Annotated in this window: 23 protein-coding genes; 22 read left to right on the top strand and 1 reads right to left on the bottom strand. The window is 47.8% G+C overall.

The genetic code is table 11. The features are described 5' to 3' along the window. Nucleotides 1-22: 22 nt before the first annotated feature. The 22 genes from AC1S5B_RS28250 to AC1S5B_RS28145 all read left to right on the top strand — a co-directional run bounded on the left by AC1S5B_RS28250 (nucleotide 23) and on the right by AC1S5B_RS28145 (nucleotide 20,816). Nucleotides 23-1,138, top strand: coding sequence for an Acg family FMN-binding oxidoreductase (locus tag AC1S5B_RS28250; RefSeq protein ID WP_482038983.1), 1,116 nt, complete (start codon nucleotides 23-25; stop codon nucleotides 1,136-1,138). A 251-nt stretch (nucleotides 1,139-1,389) separates the two neighbouring features. Further along, nucleotides 1,390-1,632 carry a thioredoxin family protein gene (locus tag AC1S5B_RS28245; protein WP_482038982.1) on the top strand — a complete coding sequence of 81 codons (243 nt, stop codon included), beginning with the start codon at nucleotides 1,390-1,392 and terminating at the stop codon, nucleotides 1,630-1,632. A 12-nt stretch (nucleotides 1,633-1,644) separates the two neighbouring features. Next, nucleotides 1,645-2,643: a permease gene (locus AC1S5B_RS28240; protein ID WP_482038981.1), complete on the top strand. Its 999-nt coding sequence runs from the start codon at nucleotides 1,645-1,647 to the stop codon at nucleotides 2,641-2,643. A gap of 46 nt (nucleotides 2,644-2,689) precedes the next feature. After that, the gene (locus AC1S5B_RS28235; RefSeq protein ID WP_482038980.1) at nucleotides 2,690-3,208 is read left to right on the top strand and encodes a rhodanese-like domain-containing protein; all 519 of its coding nucleotides are present in this window, start codon (nucleotides 2,690-2,692) and stop codon (nucleotides 3,206-3,208) included. Between the two features lie 144 nt (nucleotides 3,209-3,352). Further along, the gene (locus tag AC1S5B_RS28230; protein ID WP_482038979.1) at nucleotides 3,353-4,030 is read left to right on the top strand and encodes a DsbA family oxidoreductase; all 678 of its coding nucleotides are present in this window, start codon (nucleotides 3,353-3,355) and stop codon (nucleotides 4,028-4,030) included. 58 nt (nucleotides 4,031-4,088) lie between these two features. Beyond that, complete coding sequence (locus tag AC1S5B_RS28225; protein ID WP_482038978.1) at nucleotides 4,089-4,619, top strand: DUF3122 domain-containing protein; 531 nt, start codon at nucleotides 4,089-4,091, stop codon at nucleotides 4,617-4,619. A 178-nt stretch (nucleotides 4,620-4,797) separates the two neighbouring features. Beyond that, nucleotides 4,798-5,451, top strand: coding sequence for a DUF998 domain-containing protein (locus AC1S5B_RS28220; RefSeq protein WP_482038977.1), 654 nt, complete (start codon nucleotides 4,798-4,800; stop codon nucleotides 5,449-5,451). Nucleotides 5,452-5,612: 161 nt separating this feature from the next. Further along, complete coding sequence (locus AC1S5B_RS28215) at nucleotides 5,613-6,485, top strand: DUF8173 domain-containing protein (RefSeq protein WP_482038976.1); 873 nt, start codon at nucleotides 5,613-5,615, stop codon at nucleotides 6,483-6,485. Nucleotides 6,486-6,499: 14 nt separating this feature from the next. Further along, the gene (locus AC1S5B_RS28210; RefSeq protein ID WP_482038975.1) at nucleotides 6,500-7,843 is read left to right on the top strand and encodes an alpha/beta fold hydrolase; all 1,344 of its coding nucleotides are present in this window, start codon (nucleotides 6,500-6,502) and stop codon (nucleotides 7,841-7,843) included. A 68-nt stretch (nucleotides 7,844-7,911) separates the two neighbouring features. Then, entirely contained in the window at nucleotides 7,912-9,102 is a 1,191-nt protein-coding gene (locus AC1S5B_RS28205) for a serine hydrolase domain-containing protein (RefSeq protein WP_482038974.1), read from the top strand. A 78-nt stretch (nucleotides 9,103-9,180) separates the two neighbouring features. Next, nucleotides 9,181-9,672 carry a hypothetical protein gene (locus AC1S5B_RS28200; RefSeq protein ID WP_482038973.1) on the top strand — a complete coding sequence of 164 codons (492 nt, stop codon included), beginning with the start codon at nucleotides 9,181-9,183 and terminating at the stop codon, nucleotides 9,670-9,672. Nucleotides 9,673-9,832: 160 nt separating this feature from the next. After that, on the top strand, nucleotides 9,833-10,171 hold the full coding sequence (locus tag AC1S5B_RS28195) for a hypothetical protein (protein ID WP_482038972.1): 339 nt from the start codon (nucleotides 9,833-9,835) through the stop codon (nucleotides 10,169-10,171). Between the two features lie 18 nt (nucleotides 10,172-10,189). Next, on the top strand, nucleotides 10,190-11,038 hold the full coding sequence (locus AC1S5B_RS28190; protein ID WP_482038971.1) for a DUF6920 family protein: 849 nt from the start codon (nucleotides 10,190-10,192) through the stop codon (nucleotides 11,036-11,038). A gap of 98 nt (nucleotides 11,039-11,136) precedes the next feature. Then, the gene (locus AC1S5B_RS28185) at nucleotides 11,137-12,096 is read left to right on the top strand and encodes a DnaJ C-terminal domain-containing protein (RefSeq protein WP_482038970.1); all 960 of its coding nucleotides are present in this window, start codon (nucleotides 11,137-11,139) and stop codon (nucleotides 12,094-12,096) included. Beyond that, on the top strand, nucleotides 12,093-12,428 hold the full coding sequence (locus tag AC1S5B_RS28180; protein ID WP_482038969.1) for a chaperone modulator CbpM: 336 nt from the start codon (nucleotides 12,093-12,095) through the stop codon (nucleotides 12,426-12,428). Before AC1S5B_RS28185 ends, AC1S5B_RS28180 begins: the two co-directional genes overlap by 4 nt. After that, entirely contained in the window at nucleotides 12,425-13,243 is an 819-nt protein-coding gene (locus AC1S5B_RS28175; RefSeq protein WP_482038968.1) for a potassium channel family protein, read from the top strand. The genes AC1S5B_RS28180 and AC1S5B_RS28175 overlap by 4 nt, the downstream gene beginning before the upstream one ends. A 281-nt stretch (nucleotides 13,244-13,524) precedes the next feature. Further along, entirely contained in the window at nucleotides 13,525-13,929 is a 405-nt protein-coding gene (locus tag AC1S5B_RS28170; protein WP_482038967.1) for a hypothetical protein, read from the top strand. Between the two features lie 60 nt (nucleotides 13,930-13,989). Then, entirely contained in the window at nucleotides 13,990-16,506 is a 2,517-nt protein-coding gene (mgtA, locus tag AC1S5B_RS28165; RefSeq protein ID WP_482038966.1) for a magnesium-translocating P-type ATPase, read from the top strand. Between the two features lie 85 nt (nucleotides 16,507-16,591). Then, nucleotides 16,592-17,236, top strand: coding sequence for a MarC family protein (locus AC1S5B_RS28160; protein WP_482038965.1), 645 nt, complete (start codon nucleotides 16,592-16,594; stop codon nucleotides 17,234-17,236). A gap of 148 nt (nucleotides 17,237-17,384) precedes the next feature. Beyond that, nucleotides 17,385-19,862: a phosphoketolase family protein gene (locus tag AC1S5B_RS28155; protein ID WP_482038964.1), complete on the top strand. Its 2,478-nt coding sequence runs from the start codon at nucleotides 17,385-17,387 to the stop codon at nucleotides 19,860-19,862. Nucleotides 19,863-19,909: 47 nt separating this feature from the next. Next, nucleotides 19,910-20,209: a P-II family nitrogen regulator gene (locus AC1S5B_RS28150; protein WP_482038963.1), complete on the top strand. Its 300-nt coding sequence runs from the start codon at nucleotides 19,910-19,912 to the stop codon at nucleotides 20,207-20,209. A gap of 280 nt (nucleotides 20,210-20,489) precedes the next feature. Then, nucleotides 20,490-20,816 carry a cation-transporting P-type ATPase gene (locus AC1S5B_RS28145; protein ID WP_482038962.1) on the top strand — a complete coding sequence of 109 codons (327 nt, stop codon included), beginning with the start codon at nucleotides 20,490-20,492 and terminating at the stop codon, nucleotides 20,814-20,816. Here the strand turns inward: AC1S5B_RS28145 and AC1S5B_RS28140 are convergent. Next, the gene (locus AC1S5B_RS28140; protein ID WP_482038961.1) at nucleotides 20,731-21,783 is read right to left on the bottom strand and encodes a transposase; all 1,053 of its coding nucleotides are present in this window, start codon (nucleotides 21,781-21,783) and stop codon (nucleotides 20,731-20,733) included. The genes AC1S5B_RS28145 and AC1S5B_RS28140 overlap by 86 nt on opposite strands. Nucleotides 21,784-21,790: the final 7 nt, after the last annotated feature.

Here is a 21,790-nt window from a genome sequence, read left to right as displayed (position 1 = left end):
TTGAAATCAAAGGACGATCACTATGAAAAGAAAAAAATTTATCGGCATAGCTGGCGGGACAACCATTGCAGCCGGAGCAGCAGCTTATTTATGGAGCGATAAAAGTAATCTTTCAAGAGCAGATCTCACACAGGCAAACAATCGCAACGCAACGCTCAAGTCAGACGAAGCAGAGATTTTGTTTCTCGCCTCGCTTGCACCCAGTGGTCACAATACGCAGCCGTGGTTTGTTCAATACCTCGAACCGTACCACTGGATTATCGGCAACGATAAAAATAAATGGTTGCCTGCCGTTGACCCAACGCAGCGAGAAACGATGTTATCGATCGGTGCTTTCATGCAAAACCTGGACTATGCCGCTGGTACTGTCGGCTACGCCTGTGATTGGAATTTACTCGCTGCAACCAATCAAGACGATCGGGTGATGTCAGTAAAACTGATCAAAGAAGCGTCAAAAAATACTTTTGACATCGCAAAAATCAAAAGCCGCCGCACGGTTCGCTCCGATTTTTTAAGTGAGGTGCTGAAGCCAGAAGATCTCAAATATTTGGTCAATGCGGAACCAGAATTTATCCATTATCTGCCTACCACTAGCAAAGAAAGTCAACTGATCAATGAACAAACGATCGCAGCCAACCGCCTGCAAGCCTATCGCGATCCCGCTCAGCAAGAGTTAGCCGACTGGATTAGCTTCTCCAGTCAGGATGCCGAGAAAAATCGTGATGGGTTGACCACAGCAAGCATGGAAATAGAAGGAATTTCTGGCTGGGTGGTGCGGAATTTTTATGGCAAAGACGATGTGATGAAACAGGACTTCAGAGAGCGGGGCATTGACACCGTTAAACAGGAAGTGTCGGCATCGGCAGGTTGGATTCTGATCACCAGCAAGGATACTTCGGTGGCGACATTGCTGGAAACGGGTAGACGAATGCAACGACTTTTTCTGAAAGTACGAGAAAAAGGCATTGCCATTCATCCGATGACCCAGATATTGGAAGAAGCTTCAACCAGGCAAACGCTAAATCAATCGATTGGGATCAACGAAAACATTCAATTTATCTTGCGATCGGGCTATGTAAAGGATTATCCGCCGCCAGTTTCACTTCGTCGTCCCGTTGATTGGTTTATACAAACATGATGAATACATGATGAATTCTTACATCTTCAGTTACGTTTTGTATTGTATTCAATCAATTCATTCAGGAAATCAAACCATCACCTGTCACGGTTGATCACTAATGAATGTGGCGTTCAACCTATTTCTGCAATGAGAATGTGCAGGGGTTTCCGTCCAATGCTTAAGGATTGGCACATCAACTTTGAGCAAAAAGTCTAGATAACTGGAAGTTAACTGAACTGAATGACAGAACACAAAGAAGGAGTCATGCCATGAATGCAATCAAGATTGAAATTTTGGGTTCCGGCTGCAAAAAGTGCCAGCAGCTAGAGGCAAATGCCAAAGAAGCGGTAGCAAGCCTCAATTTAACGGCTGAAGTTTTGCACATTACCGACCCCATCGAAATCGCCAAACGAGGCGTGATGTCCACTCCCGCTCTGACCATCAATGACAAAGTCGTCAGCAAAGGGCGAGTCATTAGTTCCGAACAAATTCAGCCCTTATTGCAGCATTAAAGAGGCAAATTGATGTTCGATCCATTTTATCCATTTGATTGGTTGGCAACCCAGATCGTCACTCAACTGCTGGGTTTATCAATCGCATCGCACTTAGGATCGAGTCTGCATTTCTTTCTTTACGATGTGCCAAAAGTTCTCACATTACTGATTGTCATTAGCTTTATTGTTGGGACATTTCAAAGCTTTTTAGAACCAGAGCGCGTGCGCTCTTTGCTAGAAGGAAAGCGCACGTTTGCAGGCAATATTTTGGCGGCAATGGTCGGCATCGTTACACCCTTCTGTTCTTGCTCTGCGGTGCCTCTATTCATCGGCTTCTTGGAAGCAGGTGTCCCTCTAGGCGTAACCTTTTCTTATCTGATGGCAGCGCCAATGGTTAATGAGGTAGCTGTTATCCTTCTCTGGGCATTGTTTGGGTTGAAGGTGACGTTAATCTACATCGGGTTTGGCGTGGGTTTAGCGATCGCCTCTGGATACATCATCGGGCTGCTCAAATTAGAGAAATGGGTGGAACCCTTCGTTTGGGAACTGCAAAAAGCTCGTCAAGTCCAGCCTCTAGAGGATACAGACACCCTAGAAACAGTGGCACTGACTTGGCGGCAACGATTTGAGCAAGGACAGTTTCAATCCAGCGAAATTGTGCGATCGGTGTGGCTCTATGTAGTGATTGGAATTGCGATCGGTGCAGTCATTCATGGCTATGTGCCGACAGATTTTATTATCAAGTATGCAGGTGCAAATAATCCTTTAGCAGTACCGATCGCCGTCATTTTGGGTGTTCCACTCTATGCGAATATTGCGGGTGTCATGCCCATTACCGAAGCTTTAGTCAATAAAGGGATGCCGATGGGTACAGTGCTAGCGTTCACAATGGCTGTGACGACCCTATCTTTTCCTGAAATAGTGATTCTCAAAAAAGTGTTGCGCCCTCAACTGTTAGCCGTATTTGTTGGGTTAATGACCGTTGGCATTATCAGTATCGGCTATATATTCAACGCCATAATTAATTGACTTACTGCACCTCATCAAATCAAATTTTTGCCTTCAGGAGAAATCCATGCTATTCAAGAAGACAATTCAGACCCTATCGCTGGGATTTACCCTATGCCTTTTCCTATGGGCTGTTGTTGGGCAAACCCCGACCATCGCAGCATCCCTTAAGGGGGCTAAATCTATATCTCAAGAAAGTATGCAACCTTTATCTGAACCCCTTAATCTGGAGGCGGAAGTCGATCGCTTTCTCACGTCAATTCCAGCAGGTTACTACACGATCGCCAGCGTTGAAGGGTTAAAAAACCAGTTAGAAAAGTCTCAAACCCTGTTGATCGATGTGCGAGAACAATCTGAGTATCAAGCTGGGCACATCCCTAACGCAATTAACATTCCGCTTCAAACACTGGCGCACAGCCTAGATCAAATTCCGCACGATCGCCCTGTGGTGCTGTACTGCTCATCCGGTTATCGATCGGCAATGGGAGTAATGACCTTACATCTGTTGGGCTATGACAATGTGCAGGGGTTTCCACCTAGCTTTGGGGCTTGGAAAACCGCAGGAGAAGCGATCGCCAAATCATGAATAATGCAGGGTCAATAAAGAAGATGACACCCTGGAGCAGATCGGGATTCCCGATCACTGTACTGACTTGGGCTGCACCTTTCCCTGGAGACCGATGGATCAAGGATGGGCAATCTCCTCATCTGAGCAACAACTGGAGTAACAATGGAACCTATACATATTTTTTACTTTTCTGACGTTCTTTGCATTTGGGCTTATATTGCTCAAATTCGTCTGGATGAATTAAAAGCGACTTTTCAAGACAAAGTTGTAATCGAGCCGCACTTCGTCTCTGTGTTTGGAAATGCCCGTGAAAAGCTCGAGAATCGCTGGAGAGATAAGGGCGGCTTCAAAGGATATAGCGACCACATTCACGAAGTCGTAAAAAAGTTTGATCACATTACCGTTCATCCTGATATTTGGACACGCGTTGCGCCCCCTTCATCCACATCCTGTCATTTGTTTCTTCATGCCATTCGATTGCTGGAAATGAAAGGAATTTTTGAACCATCAGAAACGGTATTTGAAAAAGCAACCTGGGCATTTCGAGAAGCGTTTTTTACCCAGATGGTAAACGTTTCTGACCGTAAGGTGCAATATGTCATTGCAGAGCAATTAGGACTCCCGATCGCCGCGATTCAGGAGCAGATTGATAACGGTGAAGCCTATACTCTACTGTCGAAGGATTTTGATTTGGTGAAGGAACATACTGTATCCATCAGCCCTACCTTGATTTTTAATGATGGTCGGCAACAACTCAACGGCAATGTGGGCTACCGAGTCATCGAAGCCAATATTCGCGAGTTACTGCACAATCCTCCAGGAGAGCAATCTTGGTGTTAGGTTGGGCGATCGTCGTTTGCGTCTTGCCATAGATTTTAACGTTATGAGGACTTTTGCGATGAACTCTATCCGTTTTAGCAGATTTGGAATTCGCTCGATGCGCTGGCTGTTGGCTGCTTGGCTCTGCGTTTTACTGCTTGTTTGCAGTCCCCTACCCGCCTTTGCTGCTGTGACACAAATCGAAGAATATCCAGGGCAGATGCTCTATCAATCCCGGCAAACCCTGCGAGATCAGAACGGAAATTCCTGGCAGGCGATCGCCTTCAAGCGCACTCATCTTGAAGGTAGTTCTATTGTCTCTCTGCGGCTAGTGGGCTTTCCTGGTGGGGTGGAATTCGATCGCACTCAACCGCTGATGCTAACAACATCGATGGGGGAAACGTTGACCGCCAAGGATATTTCTGGCGAAATTTCTCAAGACACACTAATCCCAGCAAATGTTGGAGAGTACGACATTGAGTCTGTCCTACCGCAATTGCAGGTTGGCATCCCCCTTCACCTCACGTTACCGATGGTCACTGGCTCTGCAATTAAGTTGCAAATCCCATTCACGGCGATCCAAGAGTGGCAAACAATTTCTGCTCGTTGACTAACCCCAAAAGCCCAAACCGATGAATAACCCGGCATTCCACGATATTCAAAGAAATATCCATCGCCAGTTTCACTCCGCTGCCCCCTTGATTGGTTTATTCGTCCATAAAAAACCGCTTGCAAATAGATCTTCTCTTGTTGTAAGGCTCGCAATAAATTAGTCAGAATAATCTGTCATGAATAAACTAAAACTTTCCGGTCTGTTGCTTTTTCTTGCTGGTTCATTTGCGTTGATGGGCATCATCACCGCCGAAGTGTTCTATCCTTCCGGCTACACGACTTTTAATAGTGAAATTAGTGATCTGGGCGCAACAAAACCACCCAACAGCTTAATCTACCAACCGTCCGCCAGCATTTTTAATATCACTATGTTTTTATCCGGCTTAATGGCTTTGACGGCGACATTGTTTCAGCATAGATATTTCAAAAAACTACTTTTTACTATTCCACTGGCTCTGTTTAGTTTGGGTTTAGTGGGCATTGGATTTTTTTCTGGTGAAAAAACTCCTTATCACGGAATATTCTCTTTACTCACTTTTATATCAGGTGGAGTATCAGCGATTATGGCGTTTAAAGTCGTTTCTGCTCCATTTAGATTTATCGGCATTATCTTTGGAGCCATTTCACTAATCACATGGTGTGCTGTTGTGTTTGCCCCCAATATGATTGTTCCTTTTATTGGCTTGGGCGGAACAGAAAGATGGCTTGTTTATCCAATTGTGCTGTGGATAACAGGCTTAGGCGGTTATCTGATGAATATAGCAACAAACAGAAACCTGGCGACCCATGATAGAGAGAAAGATGCCTACCAGGAAGAGCGGGTTAGTTGAAGCATTATCCATTACGGTTTCATTACACTGACCCGTTGATTGCTGCGGAAATGGTGGGAATTATCATAAGTCATTTTATTTATACCTTTCTCATAGTTTCCTCATCTTTTTTAAGGTCATGAAAGATAGTCGATGTTCTTATCGTTTACGAGGATAAATCTATGAAATGGCAACAATTAATTCTGGCTTTTATAGCCACTGTTTGCATGATATTTGCAGGCAATGCCCTGGCGCAGACCGATATTAATATCAATAATGCTAACCTGATTCGCTTTGGTGGCAGCATCACCGTACCAGAGAATCAAGTGGTCGAAAATGCCATTGCCTTTGGGGGAAATGTTACGGTTTCCCCTAACGCCAAAGTTGTGGACACTGCGATCGCGTTTGGCGGCAATGTCACACTGCAAAAGGGAGCGCGAGTAGAGGGTGATGCTTACTCCTTTGGTGGAAAGATCGTACAGGAACCCGGTGCGATCGTCAGTGGTGAACGCGCTACATTCAGCGACCGACATGGCATGATGTATGGCTCAGATCGAGGCAGGAGTAGCTTTTTTACTCAGTATTTCTTCAGTGCCATTTTTAGAATCAGTGCCGCTGTAGTAGCCACTATTCTCGGACTGATTATTTTGCAGACTAGCCCACAGTTCTTGCCAACTTTAGCGACAAAATTGCGGCAACACTCTGGTTTAACCGCTCTATGGGGCATCGGAGCGATCGTTTCCTTTATCTTTGCCGCCATCTTTCTAGCGATTACGCTCATTGGTATTCCACTGATTCCACTCCTAAGTCTCACTGCGGTGATCACGGCTCTAGTCGGGTCATTGGGCGTGTCACTTTTTGTCGGTCAATGGGTGCTCCGTAAGCACGAGCGATCGTTACAGCAGCAGTTCTTGTTGGGCTTGGCGATCGTGACCGTTCTAACACTCATGCCATTTTTCGGAGGGTTGATCGTTTTCCTGGTCAATCTGTTCGGCTTGGGTGTCATCTTGCTGTGGAAATTTGGTACAGAAAAACCTCAAATAGCGCTTGAGTGAACAGGGCAGCATCAATGTTTGTCATGATGATCCGCAACCCAGATCTGAAGTTGAATCAGCGATCCAAACTGCAAAGCGTGAGGGAGATTCTCCAGAGAGGCTACGCCAACGCACTTACATTGCTACGAATTCTGGTATTCATCCTGATTGCTCTAGCGATTATACCAGTGGCATTGCTGCCCATCAGCACCACCGTTCCTCCAGCGATCCTGATTCTCTTTGCAATGGCAGCGGTCGCCCTGTTGGTGGCGGTGTTTCGGCTTGGCTTTACTGTGCGTGTAGTGCTTGCCGAACTTGCAGGGTTTATAGCGATCGCCCTCCTTGCCATTTTCGCCTCACAAGTATTCGCGTCTACACCGCCCATTCTTGATGCCAACGGCAAACCCATACCCAACAGCATCGCCGTACTGGAAACAGTGAAACTTGGCGGCTCCGAGGAATGGATCACAATTCGCGGCAAGGATGCGCGCAATCCAGTGCTGCTTTTTCTGGCGGGCGGTCCCGGTGGTAGCCAGCTCGTACTGGAGCAGCGCGCCCTCGCTGGGCTGGAAGATCGCTTTGTTGTCGTCAACTGGGATCAACCGGGGGCAGGCAAATCGTTCCATGCGATCGACCATGCCAAGTTAACCCCCGATCGCTACATCAGCGATGCCCACGCCTTAGTCTTGCACCTGCGCCAACGCTTTGGCAAAGAAAAAATCTATCTATCGGGACAGTCGTGGGGCAGCGCCCTGGGCATTATGGTGGTGCAACGTTACCCAGAACTGTTTCATGCGTTTATCGGCACGGGTCAAGTGGTGGCGTTTCTGGAGAACGAGCTGATCCGCTATGATTTGGCGCTGCGTTTGGCACAGGAACGTGGAGACCAGCAGCAAGGGGCAAAACTTAAGCAGCAGGGAGCACCGCCCTATTACGGCAACGATGTCTTGCCGAAGCTGCTGACCTACCTCAATGACCTGAACAAGTATAAGAATGAGCATCAGAATCTTGCGATCGCCAAACCGAAGTCCAACATCTTGTTTGACCTGCTGACGAGTTCCGAGTACGGATTGTACGACAAGGTGAATTTGTCTCGAGGGGAACTGGAAACAGTCGGCGTTGTCTTCCCGCAATTGTGGGGTGTGGACTTTCGCAAGCAAGCAACGCGCCTCAAAGTGCCTGTCTACTTTTTGATGGGTCGCCACGATGGCACCACGTCGCCGAAGCTGACCGAGGAGTATTTTAAGCTCCTGACTGCGCCCCACAAAGAATTGATTTGGTTTGAACATTCAGGTCACGGTCCTTGGATGAATGAGTCAGCCAAATTCATCAATGTGATGGTTAATAAGGTTCTGGCGTATATTCCAGCCACACCATGAGGTTTTGTGATTCAACAGAGATTCAATGCGGCAGTGATTCAATCGAAAACTCTGATTGGAAAAAGCTTATGCTTCAAATTCAACTTCGTCAGTGGGCGAAACATTCCCCTATCCGAGCCTTTGTGGGTCTAGCCTATCTCCTCTCTGGGGGCATAGGGCTGCCCACTGCATCGGCGACAGTGGTGAGTCCACCCATGCAAACACCTCAGATGACAACTGCCACAGTCGCTACGACAGTGACTAGTACACATCCTGATCCAACTTCTGTAACTGCCACGGTAGCTCTCCCGGACATCGGTTTCCAAGCTGACATGTACCTGAGCAAACTGGAGAAAGCGAGACTCTTTAGCGGGTCAGTGCTGATTGCCCGAAACGGCAAAGTTATTCTTAGCAAGGGGTACGGTGAGGCAGATCGCAAAAAGCACTGGGTGAACACGGCGCAAACAAAATTCCGCCTTGGCTCGCTGACGAAGCAGTTCACAGCAATGGCGATCCTCATCTTGCAGGCACAGGGCAAACTCAATGTTCACGATCGCATCTGCACTTACCTTTCAGCCTGTCCTAACCCATGGCAGAAGATCACGATTCATCAACTCTTGACTCATACCTCTGGCATCCCAGATTTTGCCCGCCTTCCAGATTACCCATCCACGATGGCATTGCCGTCATCGCCCACTGAAACAATCGCCCGGTTCAAAAACAAACCGTTAGATTTCCAGCCAGGGAAAAAATTTAGCTACAGCAACTCTGGCTACATTCTGCTCGGTGCCATCATCGAGCAGGCATCCGGTAAAAGTTATGAGGCATTCCTAAAGGAGCATATCTTTGTTCCGTTGCAGATGGTAAATTCGGGCTACGACCACAATAATGGTGATCTCGCTGTTGGCTATCGTGATCAGACAAACGTAGCTGATTTCGTTGATATGTCTATTCCCTACGCTGCTGGGGGATTGTACTCTACCGTGGAAGACCTCTACCGTTGGGATCAGGCATTGTATACAGATAAACTGATTCCGAAAAGCCTGCGAGACCAGATGTTCACTTCTTTCGGCGGCTTTGGTTATGGCTATGGTTGGGGTATTGGCAAGGAAGGCGATCGCCCAGTGGCTAGTCACGTTGGCGGCGTTCAAGGCTTCAGCAGCTCTATTACTCGCTACCCCAACGACAAGGTTGTCATCATCGTCTTGGGCAATCGGGAAGATGTAAATTCTGGAACGATTGGTGTTCAGCTTGCCAAAATGTTTTTTGGAGAGAAGTAAACCAAATTCATCACTGTGATGGTGAACAAAGTTCTAAACGGCAATCTGCAAGCTTCAATAGGTTTCGGAGCGTAACTTGTGAAATATAAGATTGTATTCTTGGGATTATCACTCTTCCTATACGGCACAGCTCTTGCGCTACCTTGCCTTTTGTTTAATGTCGTTCCTACAGACTCTGTGGGTATGAGTCCCTCTGCCCCCAACGACGTTTATGCCATGAAGGGAATCGAACTAACTTTCTTTGGCATCATTGGATTGCTTTTTCTGCAAATGCCCGCGATCGGTTGGTTCGCCAATCCCATCTATTGGCTGTGCTGCACCACGTTTATGATGCAACGTTATTGGTTTTCTGCCATCGCTGGTATAGCTGCCGTTCTCATCGGTTTTGGCGGAACATTTTCAGCATTTTGGTTCAACTTACCCGCCGATAGCGGTGGCGTTTCTGAATTTGCCCTGAACCAATTATTGTTGGGTTTCTGGTTATGGCTAGTGGCTCCTGGCTTAATAGCCATAGCTTCTTTCATCGGTCTATTAAAAGAGTCAGCCCGATTAAACACTAGAAGCAATTAATATATTGTGCTGATCACGATGCTCCTTGTTCCCCTGTTCTACATGGGAATACCTCAAAAGTGGCTTTGCCACTTCGCGCCAATCGGCAGAGCCGCAAAAACACTTTCCAAGCCGGAGGCTTAGAACGAGATGTGTCAGTCAATCAACTGTTTAGCACAATATGGAAAGTAAAACTAAATTAACGCTGATTAAAAGCATTCACACGTTGATCTGGCTATTCTTCAATGGTGTGATTTTCTATATGTTGTATGCCGCGATCGCGAATAAACTTGATCGCTGGCTCTGGATTGGGTATGGCTTTGTGTTCCTGGAAGGACTCATCCTCCTCACGTTCAAATCCCACTGCCCCTTAAATTTGCTGGCTCGAAAATACACAAATTCCATAAAAGACAATTTTGATATTTATCTTCCCAGTTGGCTAGCCAAGTACACGAAATTAATCTACACCACTATTTTTGCGCTCGTGATCATCATCACCCTCTATCAACTTCTGAATTAACAACCATAGGTCAATATCATGTGGATTCAATGGATTGCAATGATTGGTGGTTTAAGCATCGTCTGCCTGGGACTGGCTGCCGTTTATGGTCGCTATCGCTGGCAGATGGATACTGATCAATTACGTGCCAAATTAACCAATGGGAGGCAAACCATTCAGCCAAAAATCTACGACTCAAAAGAGCTTGAAGGTTTACCAGCTCCCGTCCAGCGATTCTTTCGGACAGTGCTTAAGGATGGACAAGCGATCGTGGCGGAGGTCAACCTCTCTCAGACAGGACAGTTCAATCTGAATGAAATGGAAGATAAGTGGAGTCCGTTCACTGCCACTCAGCTTGTGACGACTCAACGTCTGGGTTTTGATTGGGATGCCCGCATCCAGATGGCTCCAGGACTGAATGCCTTTGTCCATGATACTTATCTGTTAGGAGAAGGCAGCTTACACGCATCATTACTCGGTCTTTTCACCGTTGCAAAAATGAGCGGTGCGCCTGAAAACAATCAAGGTGAATTATTACGGTTCTTTGCTGAGGCTCTTTGGTATCCGACTGCGCTATTGCCCAGTCAAGGCGTGCGCTGGGAAGCGATTGATGACACTTCCGCTCGCGCTACTGTGACGGATGGCGCAACAACTGCCTCCCTTGTGTTTCAGTTTAATGAGGAAGGGGCGATCGCCACTATTCGGGCTGAGGCTCGGTATCGCGATAAGCTGACTGCGATGCCTTGGGGCGGAAGATTTTGGGACTATGAAGTTCGTAATGGGATGCTGATTCCTTTAGAAGGCGAGGTGGGATGGGAGCATCCAGAAGGTATGCGGCTCTATTTCAAAGGAAGAACTACAGAGATTAACTATGAGTTCGCGCTATAAATACTGAAGATGCACCCACCACAAAATAAACCGCGTTCGCGCAGCATCTCGCCAAGAGAATCGCACAGCGTCTCCGCAGAAGAATCAAGAGGTCAGTGATGCCAATTGCAACGGATTTTAAGGACTATTATGCCGTTCTGGGAGTCAGCAAAACGGCAACTCCTGAAGAACTCAAACGGGCTTATCGCAAGCTTGCCCGCAAGTATCATCCTGATCTCAATCCGGGAGATACTGAGGCAGAGGCAAAATTTAAAGATCTGAACGAAGCCAACGAGGTGCTTTCTGATGCAGAGAAGCGGCAGAAATACGACCAGTTTGGTCAACATTGGAACCAGCCTAATTACAGTGAAGCGCCACCCCCCCAAGGAAACAATGCTGCAACGGGCGGTTTCGAGCAGTACGATGACTTTGATGCGTTTATCAACGATTTGCTAGGGAGATCGCGACGTAGACCCTCCACCTCTCAAACTGCCACCACTGGCTTTGATGATTTGGGTGGCGGATTTCGATCTCAAGCGACCGCACCCGACACTGAGGCTGCGATCGCGCTTACCTTTGCCGAAGCATTCCATGGGGTTCAGCAGCGGCTGCAACTCGACGACGAAACGCTCAATGTCCGCATTCCTCCTGGCGCAAAACCCGGTAGTCGCATTCGGCTCAAGGGTAAAGGTCGTCCGAGTCCATTCTCTCCACAGCGCGGCGATTTGTATCTCACCATTGAAGTGTTGCCCCATCCCTTTTGGCGCTTTGAGGGCGATGATCTCGTTTGTGACATTCCCATTCGACCCGATGAAGCGGTGTTGGGGGCACAAATCAAGGTGCCGACTCCCGATGGTAGCGTGACGATGACCGTTCCTAAAGGGGTGCGATCCGGGCGATCGCTAAGACTACGCGGCAAAGGCTGGACGTTGCCCAAAGGGGGACGCGGTGACCTACTTGTCAAACTTCAGATGGTCACACCGCAAGACCTGAGCGAGATCGAGCAGGAATGCTACGAAAAAATTCAGGCAAATGCCAATTTTAATCCGCGTGTTCAATTAGAGGAGATCAAGCTATGAGTTTCAGTCTTTCAAAAACCGTGGTTTCACCCGCAGGCGACCCACTCTACACCTTTGAATATGCTGCATCGATCGCTGAAACCTCGATAACCGTAATCGAGGTCTATGTCAAGTTAGGCATCATCGAGGCGATCGGTGACCTGCTGCATTCCCGTGAGATTGCCCGAATCACCCAGATTCAGCGGTTGCGGCAAGACTTGGGGCTGAACTTAGTCGGAGCCGCCATGGTGCTAGATATGGCTCAAGAAATTGCCCAACTCCGGGCACAGCTTAAGGCGCATCAGTCGCATCGAGAGTGCAGCGCACATGTTACGCGATCAAACGGGCTATGAGCTATCTAAACCAACGGTCAACGCCGACGTTAGATCAAGAGCGCAGTGAAGTGCTTCAACAGTGGGAAAATTGGCTAGAAATGCCGATGCTGGTGCTGGGCTTTGCCTGGTTAGGGCTGTTTATCGTTGAGCTAGTCTGGGGACTTAATCCCTTACTAGCCGCGATCGGCACCACCATTTGGATCATCTTTATTGTAGATTTTGGCATCAAATTTCTCCTCGCTCCTCGCAGAATTTCCTACTTGCGACATCACTGGTTGACCGCTGTTTCACTGTTCATTCCAGCACTGCGAACCCTTCGGATTCTGCAAGTTATACGACCTTTGCAATCAGTTCATGCGGTTCGAGGGTTGCAGTTGTTGCAAGTGATGACACGAACCAATAAAGGAATGCGACTTCTGGGAGCCAGTATTGGGCGCAGAGGGTTTGGCTATGTGGTGGGATTAACCGTGATCGTCACCCTACTTGGAGCGGCTGGAATATACGCGTTTGAACGCAAACTTCCTGATGGTACTGTTGGCATTACTGACTATGGCGCTGCGCTGTGGTGGACGGCAATGGTGATGACCACGATCGGATCGGATTACTTTCCGAAAACGGCAGAAGGTCGGGTGCTATGTTTTTTGCTGGCGCTGTATGCGATCGCGGTATGTGGCTATGTGACGGCAACCCTGGCAACATTCTTTGTGAATCAAGATGCCGAGAATGATGAAGCAGCACTAGCGGGTGCAAAATCAATTCAAGCATTGCAAGCAGAAATTACTGCCTTGAGAACTGATATTCAAGCCCTGACACGACGAGATTTAGACAGATAACTGGCTAAGAAACAAGAACTCGACGAGTATCAGGTAAAGCTTAGAATTCAAGTCAACGGAAAACTACGGCGCACTTAATGTCGCGTACATTTTTAGTTGCATTTTGTATCGTATTCAATCAAATCATTCAGAAAATCAAACAATCGCCCTTTACATTAATACTAAAAGCCAGAGTGAAATTGCTTCTTTCGAGACCAGTTGCTTAATGTGAACATTGCTACATCTCGTAAACCTGCTGTCGAAAGAATAGCTAGGTGAGCTAGTTAATAAAGGAGACATTGATGAAAACACACGTAGGGCTATGGATTGACCATCGGAAGGCAGTTATCGTGGCTGTTACAGAGAAAGGTGAAGAAATAAGAGAGATAGTATCGGACGTAGAAAAACAGCCTCGCCGCTCTGGTGATTCACCCCTTAAGGGAATCTATGAATCACTTCAAGTCCCTGCGGATGATAGCCATCAGAGAGCTTTTACGGAAGATCTCAACATTTACTATGATGCGGTCGTTACATGTATTCATGATTCAGAGTCTATTCTGATCTTTGGTCCGGGTGAGGCTAAGAATGAACTGAAGGAATGCCTTGAAAGAAGTAACCTCGGTGGACGCATCATAGATATTGAAACAGTTGATAAGATGACAGATCATCAGATTGCAGCGAAGACTCGACAGCACTTTGCTGAGTAACAGCAGACGGCAAAAAGATTCATCGTAAATCAGTTGCCTACCCCCCCAAAAAACAAACCGATGAATCCTCAACTCGCCACATTTTGGAGTTTGTCTACGGATCAGGTGCTTGAGCAGACGCATTCTGCGATCGCCGGATTAAGCCGCCAGGATGCCAAGCAACGCCTGAGTGAGTCCGGTGCAAACAGCCTCAAGCAAACCCACAAATCGAGCGCATGGACACTACTGCTGCATCAGTTCAAGAGTCCAATTATCTTGATTCTGATTGTTGCAGCGGTGCTATCCATTTTTCTGCACGATGCGGCAGATGCCCTGATCATTTTGACGATCGTCCTGATCAGTGGGCTACTAGGGTTCTGGCAAGAACGAGGAGCCTCAAACGCCGTCGCAAAGTTACTGGCACTTGTGCAAGTGAAAGCCACCGTTTTGAGGGACGGTCAAGCTCAAGAGATCCCCAATGAGGAAGTCGTTCCGGGCGACATTGTGCTGCTCAGTGCCGGGAAAAATATTCCGGGCGACTGTCTCGTTTTAGAGTCAAAGGATCTCTCAGTGGCGGAAGCGGCACTGACCGGAGAAACCTATCCAGTGGACAAGCTCTGTGGCGTATTGCCTGCGGACACTGGACTCAGCCAGCGCACCAATTCCCTCTACCTGGGCACCAATGTCATGAGTGGAACGGCAAAAGCAGTCATCGTGCATACCGGAAAAGACACTGAATTTGGCAAAGTCTCAGAACGCCTGAAGCTCAGACCTGCCGAAACAGAATTTGAACGGGGACTCAGCAAGTTTGGCTACTTTCTGATGGAAGTGACGCTGATTTTGGTCGTGCTGATTTTTGTTGCTAACGTTTACCTCCACCGTCCCGTGCTGGAATCCTTTCTGTTTTCGCTGGCACTGGCGGTCGGTTTGACTCCGCAACTGTTACCCGCGATCGTCAGCGTGAACTTGGCGCGGGGTGCGAAGAAAATGGCGACCAAGCAGGTGATCGTCAAGCGCTTACCCGCGATCGAAAACTTTGGCAGTATGAATGTGTTTTGCACCGATAAAACCGGGACGCTGACGGAAGGAGCGGTGAAAATTCACTCGGCGGTGGATGTAGACGGGAAAGACAGCAATCGTGTCCTCCTTTACGCTTATTTGAATGCCGCCTCTGAGTCGGGTTATGTCAACCCAATCGATACCGCGATTCGCGACTACAAAACCTTCGATATTTCTAGTTATCAAAAGCTCGATGAAGTGCCCTATGACTTCAATCGCAAACGTCTAAGCATTCTGTTTAAACACGAAAGTACGCATCTGATTATCACGAAAGGCGCACTGAAAAATATTCTCGATGTTTGCTCAACTGTTGAAATGGCTGAGGGGACGATTGATATCGCAGACCAGCGACAAAAACTTCACCAACAGGCGGAAGACTTATGCAGCAAGGGCTTTAGAGCGTTGGGTGTAGCTTATCGCGATTTTAATCAAGGGTCTTTCAGCAAAGAGGATGAAACGAACATGACCTTTTTGGGCTACCTGGCGCTGTTTGATCCGCCTAAAGCAGGCATTGCTGACACCCTCAAAGAGTTGCAACAGCTAGGAATCACTCCAAAGATGATTACCGGAGATAGCAAGGCGGTAGCGATCAGTATCATTCAGCAAGTTGGGCTGCCTGAGCCAAAGGCGTTGACAGGCTCTGAACTGGAGAAAATGAGTGATGAAGCCTTGATGCATCGAGTCCAAGAAACCAATGTTTTTGCCGAGGTCGAGCCAAACCAAAAAGAGCGCATCATCATTGCCCTCAAAAAAGCGGGAAATGTCGTGGGATATCTGGGAGACGGGATTAACGATGCGTCGGCGCTTCATGCTGCCGATGTGGGCATCTCCGTGGAGAGCGCGGTTGATGTCGCTAAAGAAGCCGCTGACATTGTGTTGATGCAAAAGGATTTGAATGTTCTCGTCGAAGGCGTAAAAGAAGGACGGATTACCTTTGCCAACACGTTGAAGTATGTCTTCATGGCAACGAGCGCCAATTTTGGCAATATGTTTAGCATGGCAGGTATTTCTCTAGTTCTGTCCTTTTTGCCGCTGCTGCCCAGTCAGATTTTGCTGACGAACCTCCTGACTGATTTCCCAGAATTGACGATCGCCACCGATCGCGTAGACCGAGAACAAGTTTGTCAACCTCACCGTTGGGATATGCGCTTCATCCGCAACTTTATGGTGGTGTTTGGCTTACTCAGTTCGGTGTTTGATTACCTTACCTTTGGAGTGTTGCTGCTGTTGCTCCATGCCGACCCAGCGCAATTTAGAACTGGCTGGTTTATGGAATCGGTGATTTCTGCCTCAATGATTGTGCTGTCTATTCGCACCCACAAGTCTATTCTCCACAGCAAACCCAGCCCCTATTTGCTCTGGACGACGATCGCGATCGTCATTATCACGCTCATTCTGCCCTATACCCCGCTTGCAGGTTTACTGGGGTTCCAAGCTTTGCCGCTTGAATTCCTGTTGGTGCTAGCAGCCATTGTGGCACTCTACCTCTTCTGTGCCGAAAACGTGAAACGAGTGTTTTACAGCCGCGTAAAATTTTAGTCGTCATGGCGCAGCACTGATGACTTAGACAACTGAGAAATGTGACGGTAATGTTTTAGGTGTAGCGCTAAATCGGTCAACTGGTATGTGGCAATCGCTTATTTCTTACACGTTTGGAACACTTGCAGTGCTGTTTCCGATCGCCAATCCAATAGGGGCAGTGCCGATTTTCTATAGCCTCACTGCTGAAGATACGCCCCGCTATCGTTTGAGGCAGGCTGATAAAACGGCTCTCAATGTAGTTGGAGTGCTGATAGCGTTTTTGTTAATCGGTAAACTCATTCTCAGCTTTTTTGGGATTTCCCTAGGAGTGCTGCGAATTGCAGGTGGTTTGATCGTCGGACATACTGCCTGGGAGATGGTAACGGCACGGCAGCGGCTGACCACGGATGAACATCAAGCAGCAGTGGATCAAGAAGATGTTTCATTTACGCCGATGGCTATGCCAATGATTGCTGGTCCTGGTGCGATCGGGGTAGTGATTAGTCAAGCGACTCAGGCAACGGAATGGATTGACTATCTAGGTTGTGTGCTGGGAATTAGCTTGCTGGGTGGGTTGATTTATCTATTTCTTAGGTTAGGGGAACCCTTACTCGAAAAGTTAGGCAAGACAGGACTGGGGGCACTGAATCGGATATTAGGGTTCTTGATTTTAGCGATCGCGGTTCAACTCATTGCCAATGGGGTGATATCACTGTTTCAAACGGCAGTGCCTAATTTATTCAAGTGAGGTAGCGATGGAGAATACCAAAATTTTGAAGAAGTTTCAGTAACTCAACCATTTCATACATCTCATACTTTACATAGACATCATTTCAAACATCCTTATGTCATGCTGCTGAAAGTTAGAAAAATGATGGTTTACCTCTATCGCGATTATGGTAGCAACACCGCCTAAACCAGCCACCGATCCCTCGATTAGCGCCTTTGGCAGAGCTAGGTCTACAGTTGAAGGTGCGCCCCTCAGCCCTGAAGAATTACGGAAGATCCATGCTTACTGGCGTGCCTGTAATTACTTAGCAATCGGCATGATTTATCTGCGAGACAATCCGCTGCTGCGATCGCCGCTAAAGATTGAACAAATTAAAAATCGCATCTTAGGACATTGGGGGACTAGCCCCGGCTTAAGCTTTGTCTACACACACCTAAATCGGCTGATCAAACAGCAAGATCTCAATATGATCTTCTTAGCAGGTCCGGGGCATGGCGCTCCGGGCGTTCTCAGTTCTTGCTATCTAGAAGGAACCTATTCTGAGATTTATCCCGATAAGAGCGAGGATGAAGAAGGGCTGAAAAGATTCTTCAAGCAATTCTCTTTCCCTGGCGGCATTGGTAGTCACTGTACTCCTGAAACTCCCGGTTCCATCAATGAAGGGGGTGAACTGGGCTACAGCCTCTCTCACGCTTACGGTGCCGCTTACGACAATCCAGACCTGATTGTTGCCGTGATGGTCGGTGATGGCGAATCCGAAACCGGACCCCTGGCAACCGCTTGGCACTCCAACAAGTTTATTAACCCTATCCGCGATGGAGCAGTGTTGCCAATTCTGCATCTAAACGGATACAAGATCAACAACCCGACCATCCTTGCTCGTGTGAGTCATGCAGATCTAGAAGACCTGTTTAAAGGCTATGGCTACAAGCCTTACTTCGTGGAAGGCTCTGATCCTGAAACGATGCATCAGGCGATCGCTGCGACGCTTGATCGCTGTATCCGAGAGATTCAACAAATTCAGGCGGAAGCTCGCAGTACGGGGGTGGCGAAGTGGGCACGCTATCCGATGATTGTCCTCCGTAGCCCCAAAGGATGGACATGCCCAAAAGACATAGACGGGCACAAAGTCGAGGGGTTCTGGCGCGCTCATCAAGTGCCAATGTCAGATGTGGCTAAAAATGAAGGTCATTTCCAAATTTTGGAACAGTGGATGCGGAGCTACAAGCCAGAAGAACTCTTTGATGCCAGCGGCAAGCTAATTCCTGAACTAAAGGATCTGGCACCTACGGGCAACCGCCGTATGAGCGCGAATCCCATTGCGAATGGTGGTGTGGTGCGTAAAGCACTCCGGATGCCGGACTTCCGCTCCTATGGGGTTGAAGTCACTGATCCCGGTGCGATCGAGATTGGGAATACCAAGCCCTTGGGTGTCTTCCTGCGCGACATCATGCAGATGAACATGAATAACTTTCGGGTGTTCGGTCCTGACGAAACCACCTCGAATAAACTTGATGCGATCTACGAAGTTAGTAAAAAGCTATGGCTGGAGGAGTACTTCCCTGAAGATCAAGATGGTGGTGAATTAGCCACTGACGGTCGGGTGATGGAGATGTTGAGTGAACACACGTTGGAAGGATGGCTAGAAGGGTATGTGCTGACCGGGCGGCACGGTTTCTTCTCCACTTACGAATCCTTTGTTCATATCATCGACTCTATGATCAATCAGCACTGTAAGTGGCTGGAAGTGTGTCAGCATATTCCCTGGCGGTCTGCGATTTCTTCAGTGAATCTGTTGATTACCTCTACCGTTTGGCGGCAAGACCATAACGGCTTTACCCACCAAGATCCCGGCTTTCTGGATGTGGTACTCAATAAAAGCCCATCCGTTACTCGGATCTATCTGCCCCCTGACGTGAACTGCTTGTTATCAGTCGCTGACCATTGTTTGCGGAGTGTCGATTATGTCAATGTGATTGTGTGTGACAAGCAACTCCACCTCCAATATCTAGACATGGATGCTGCGATCAAGCATTGTACAAAGGGTCTTGGCATCTGGGATTGGGCAAGCACCGATCGCGGCAGTGAACCTGATGTGGTTGTGGCGTGTGCTGGCGATGTTCCGACTCTGGAAGCTTTGGCGGCGACCGTCATGCTCCGAGAGAACTTCCCCGATCTCAAGCTCCGATTCATCAACGTCGTTGATTTGTTCCGGCTACAGCCAGATACAGAACATCCGCACGGTTTATCCGATCACGACTTCGACAGCCTATTTACCCTTGATAAGCCCATTATTTTCAACTTCCACGGCTATCCCTGGCTCGTTCATAGACTCACTTATCGGCGCAACAACCATCACAATTTGCACGTGCGCGGTTACAAGGAAAAGGGAAACATCAACACGCCATTGGAGCTTGCCATTAACAACCAAATTGATCGATTCAGTATCGCGATCGATGTAATTGATCGCGTTCCCCAACTTCAGGTTGCAGGTGCCCACGCTAAGGAAGCGTTCAGGAACCAGCAGATCGAATGCCTCAACTATGCACATGAGCAGGGCATCGATATGCCAGAAATTCTTAACTGGAAGTGGACTGGCGCGCTCATAGGAACAGTCCCTTCTCATGAAGATGCTCCACACTGAATACTTTAATTCAACCATTTTTGAATTCAACCATTTTTGGAGTGCTTATGTCCTCTTTCTTAGCTCAAGGTATTCTCGTCACAATCATTGGTGAAGCGGTATTGCAGGATCGTTTGATCCAACTGTTAACTAAGTTTGGCGTGTCCGGTTATACGATCATTCCAGCGCAGGGTGCAGGGAGTCATGGTAGACGAATGGGTGATATAGCGGGCTACAACACCAATATTGAAGTCAAGACTATTGTCACACCAGAAATATCTGACCAGTTGCTGGCAGATTTGGAGCCATTGCAAGCGGCTCACGCCTTGATTACGTTTCGGCAAAAGGTAGAAGGGCTATTTGACTAGACATGCCTGGCGTTGCTGAATACAAGTATGATTTTTGACTGTAGGGGTAGGTCTTGTGCCTACCCTGACGGGTATGAAGGGCAACCACAAGGGATTGCCCCTACAAATTTCCTCCCCAGATTCAGCAACGCCACATCCTTTCGGTTCAGCATGAATCACGCTTTCAAAACTGCGATCGCAAGACCCAATTCAAAAGTTTGACTACTGTCCAAACAGTTTAGCCCCATAGATCAATTGATAATTAAATTACCACCATCTTTGGATGGTTAAAGAGTGAAATATGAGTCCCTGGTATATGTTGGACTCAGCCGAAGTACTCCAGCAACTAGACACAAATGTTGCTGATGGTTTGAGCCAATCGGAAGTTACTCGCCGTTTAAAGAAATATGGCTATAACGAGTTGACAGAGCAGCCAGGAGAAAGCCTCAGGCAAATTCTGTGGAAGCAATTGACGGCAACAATGGTTGTGGTTTTAATCGTAGCGGATGTTGTTGGCGAATGTACTACAGTCAGTTTGGAACTCAACACAAAGGTGAATCATTCGCTAACGCAGCGAAGCGAGAAATTCGAGTGTGAACATGAGGAATTCCCATCAACCAAGATGTAATTCTTGTGATATTCATAGCGATACCAGTGAGAACGTGTTGAAGATGTGTTTTCGCTAATCCAATGTATCGAGTGCGTCGTAATCCCAAACAATGGATTCCTTGCGATAAGGTTCCTTCAATTCCGGCCCGTTGATTGTACTTTTCCTGCCATTGTTGAGTTTGCTGCTGCTGTCTCAGGCGCTGCAATACCTCATATTCTGCTTGAGGACGCAAGCCAATTGAGCGAGCTTCCGTTGCCGAGCGAGTACATAGTGCTCGCTTTGAGCATAAGCGGCAGTCTGTGCGGGAGAATTTGACATAGATTCCAGGGTTTCCCCACGGGTCTTGTTTGGCTGTCCAACTCTTACTTTTCTTTCCTTGTGGACAGGTGACTCGATGGGTTCGCCAATTCACTTGAAACTGGCTTAAATCATAAGCTTCCGGTTGCTTGGTCTGCCAACTTCCGTTCGGGCGCATTGGTCCCACCAATTCAATGCCGTATCGCTTAGAACTACCAATAAACAATTCGCTGTCCATATAGCCTGCGTCCACTAAATGCACTTGAGGCAGGAGTTGTTTCTTTTGCAGAGCTTTGTGAACCGCTTCAGTTTGTTCAATGTCTGGGATGTTTGCAGCAGATGTAATGATATGAGTGACTAAATGCATCTGATGTTCATCGCAAGTTTCTGTGAGGTGGACTTTGTATCCTGTCCAAGTCGTGGAGCGCTTGTTGCCATAACGGGCTTCCGGGTCATACGGGGAGTCAGATCGTTTTCCCACAGGCGGTAAATCCTTGGCATCGCGCAGGCGCAAGCGACCGTTATCCACCCAAAACTGACCCATCCAGGTTTGACGTAGGTGGTCTACAACTGGAATTTCCCGTAAGTACTGCGGGGCTGCGGCTGACCAAATTCGTCCTAACAACTCCATGCCGTCCTTGCCAATCATTTCAGCATAGCTTTGCCGAGCTTCCTTCCCTTTAGGCAAGCGATAC

It is taken from the genome of Leptolyngbya sp. CALU 1928 (assembly GCF_056784215.1).
This window is presented reverse-complemented; position numbering and strand designations above follow the sequence as displayed.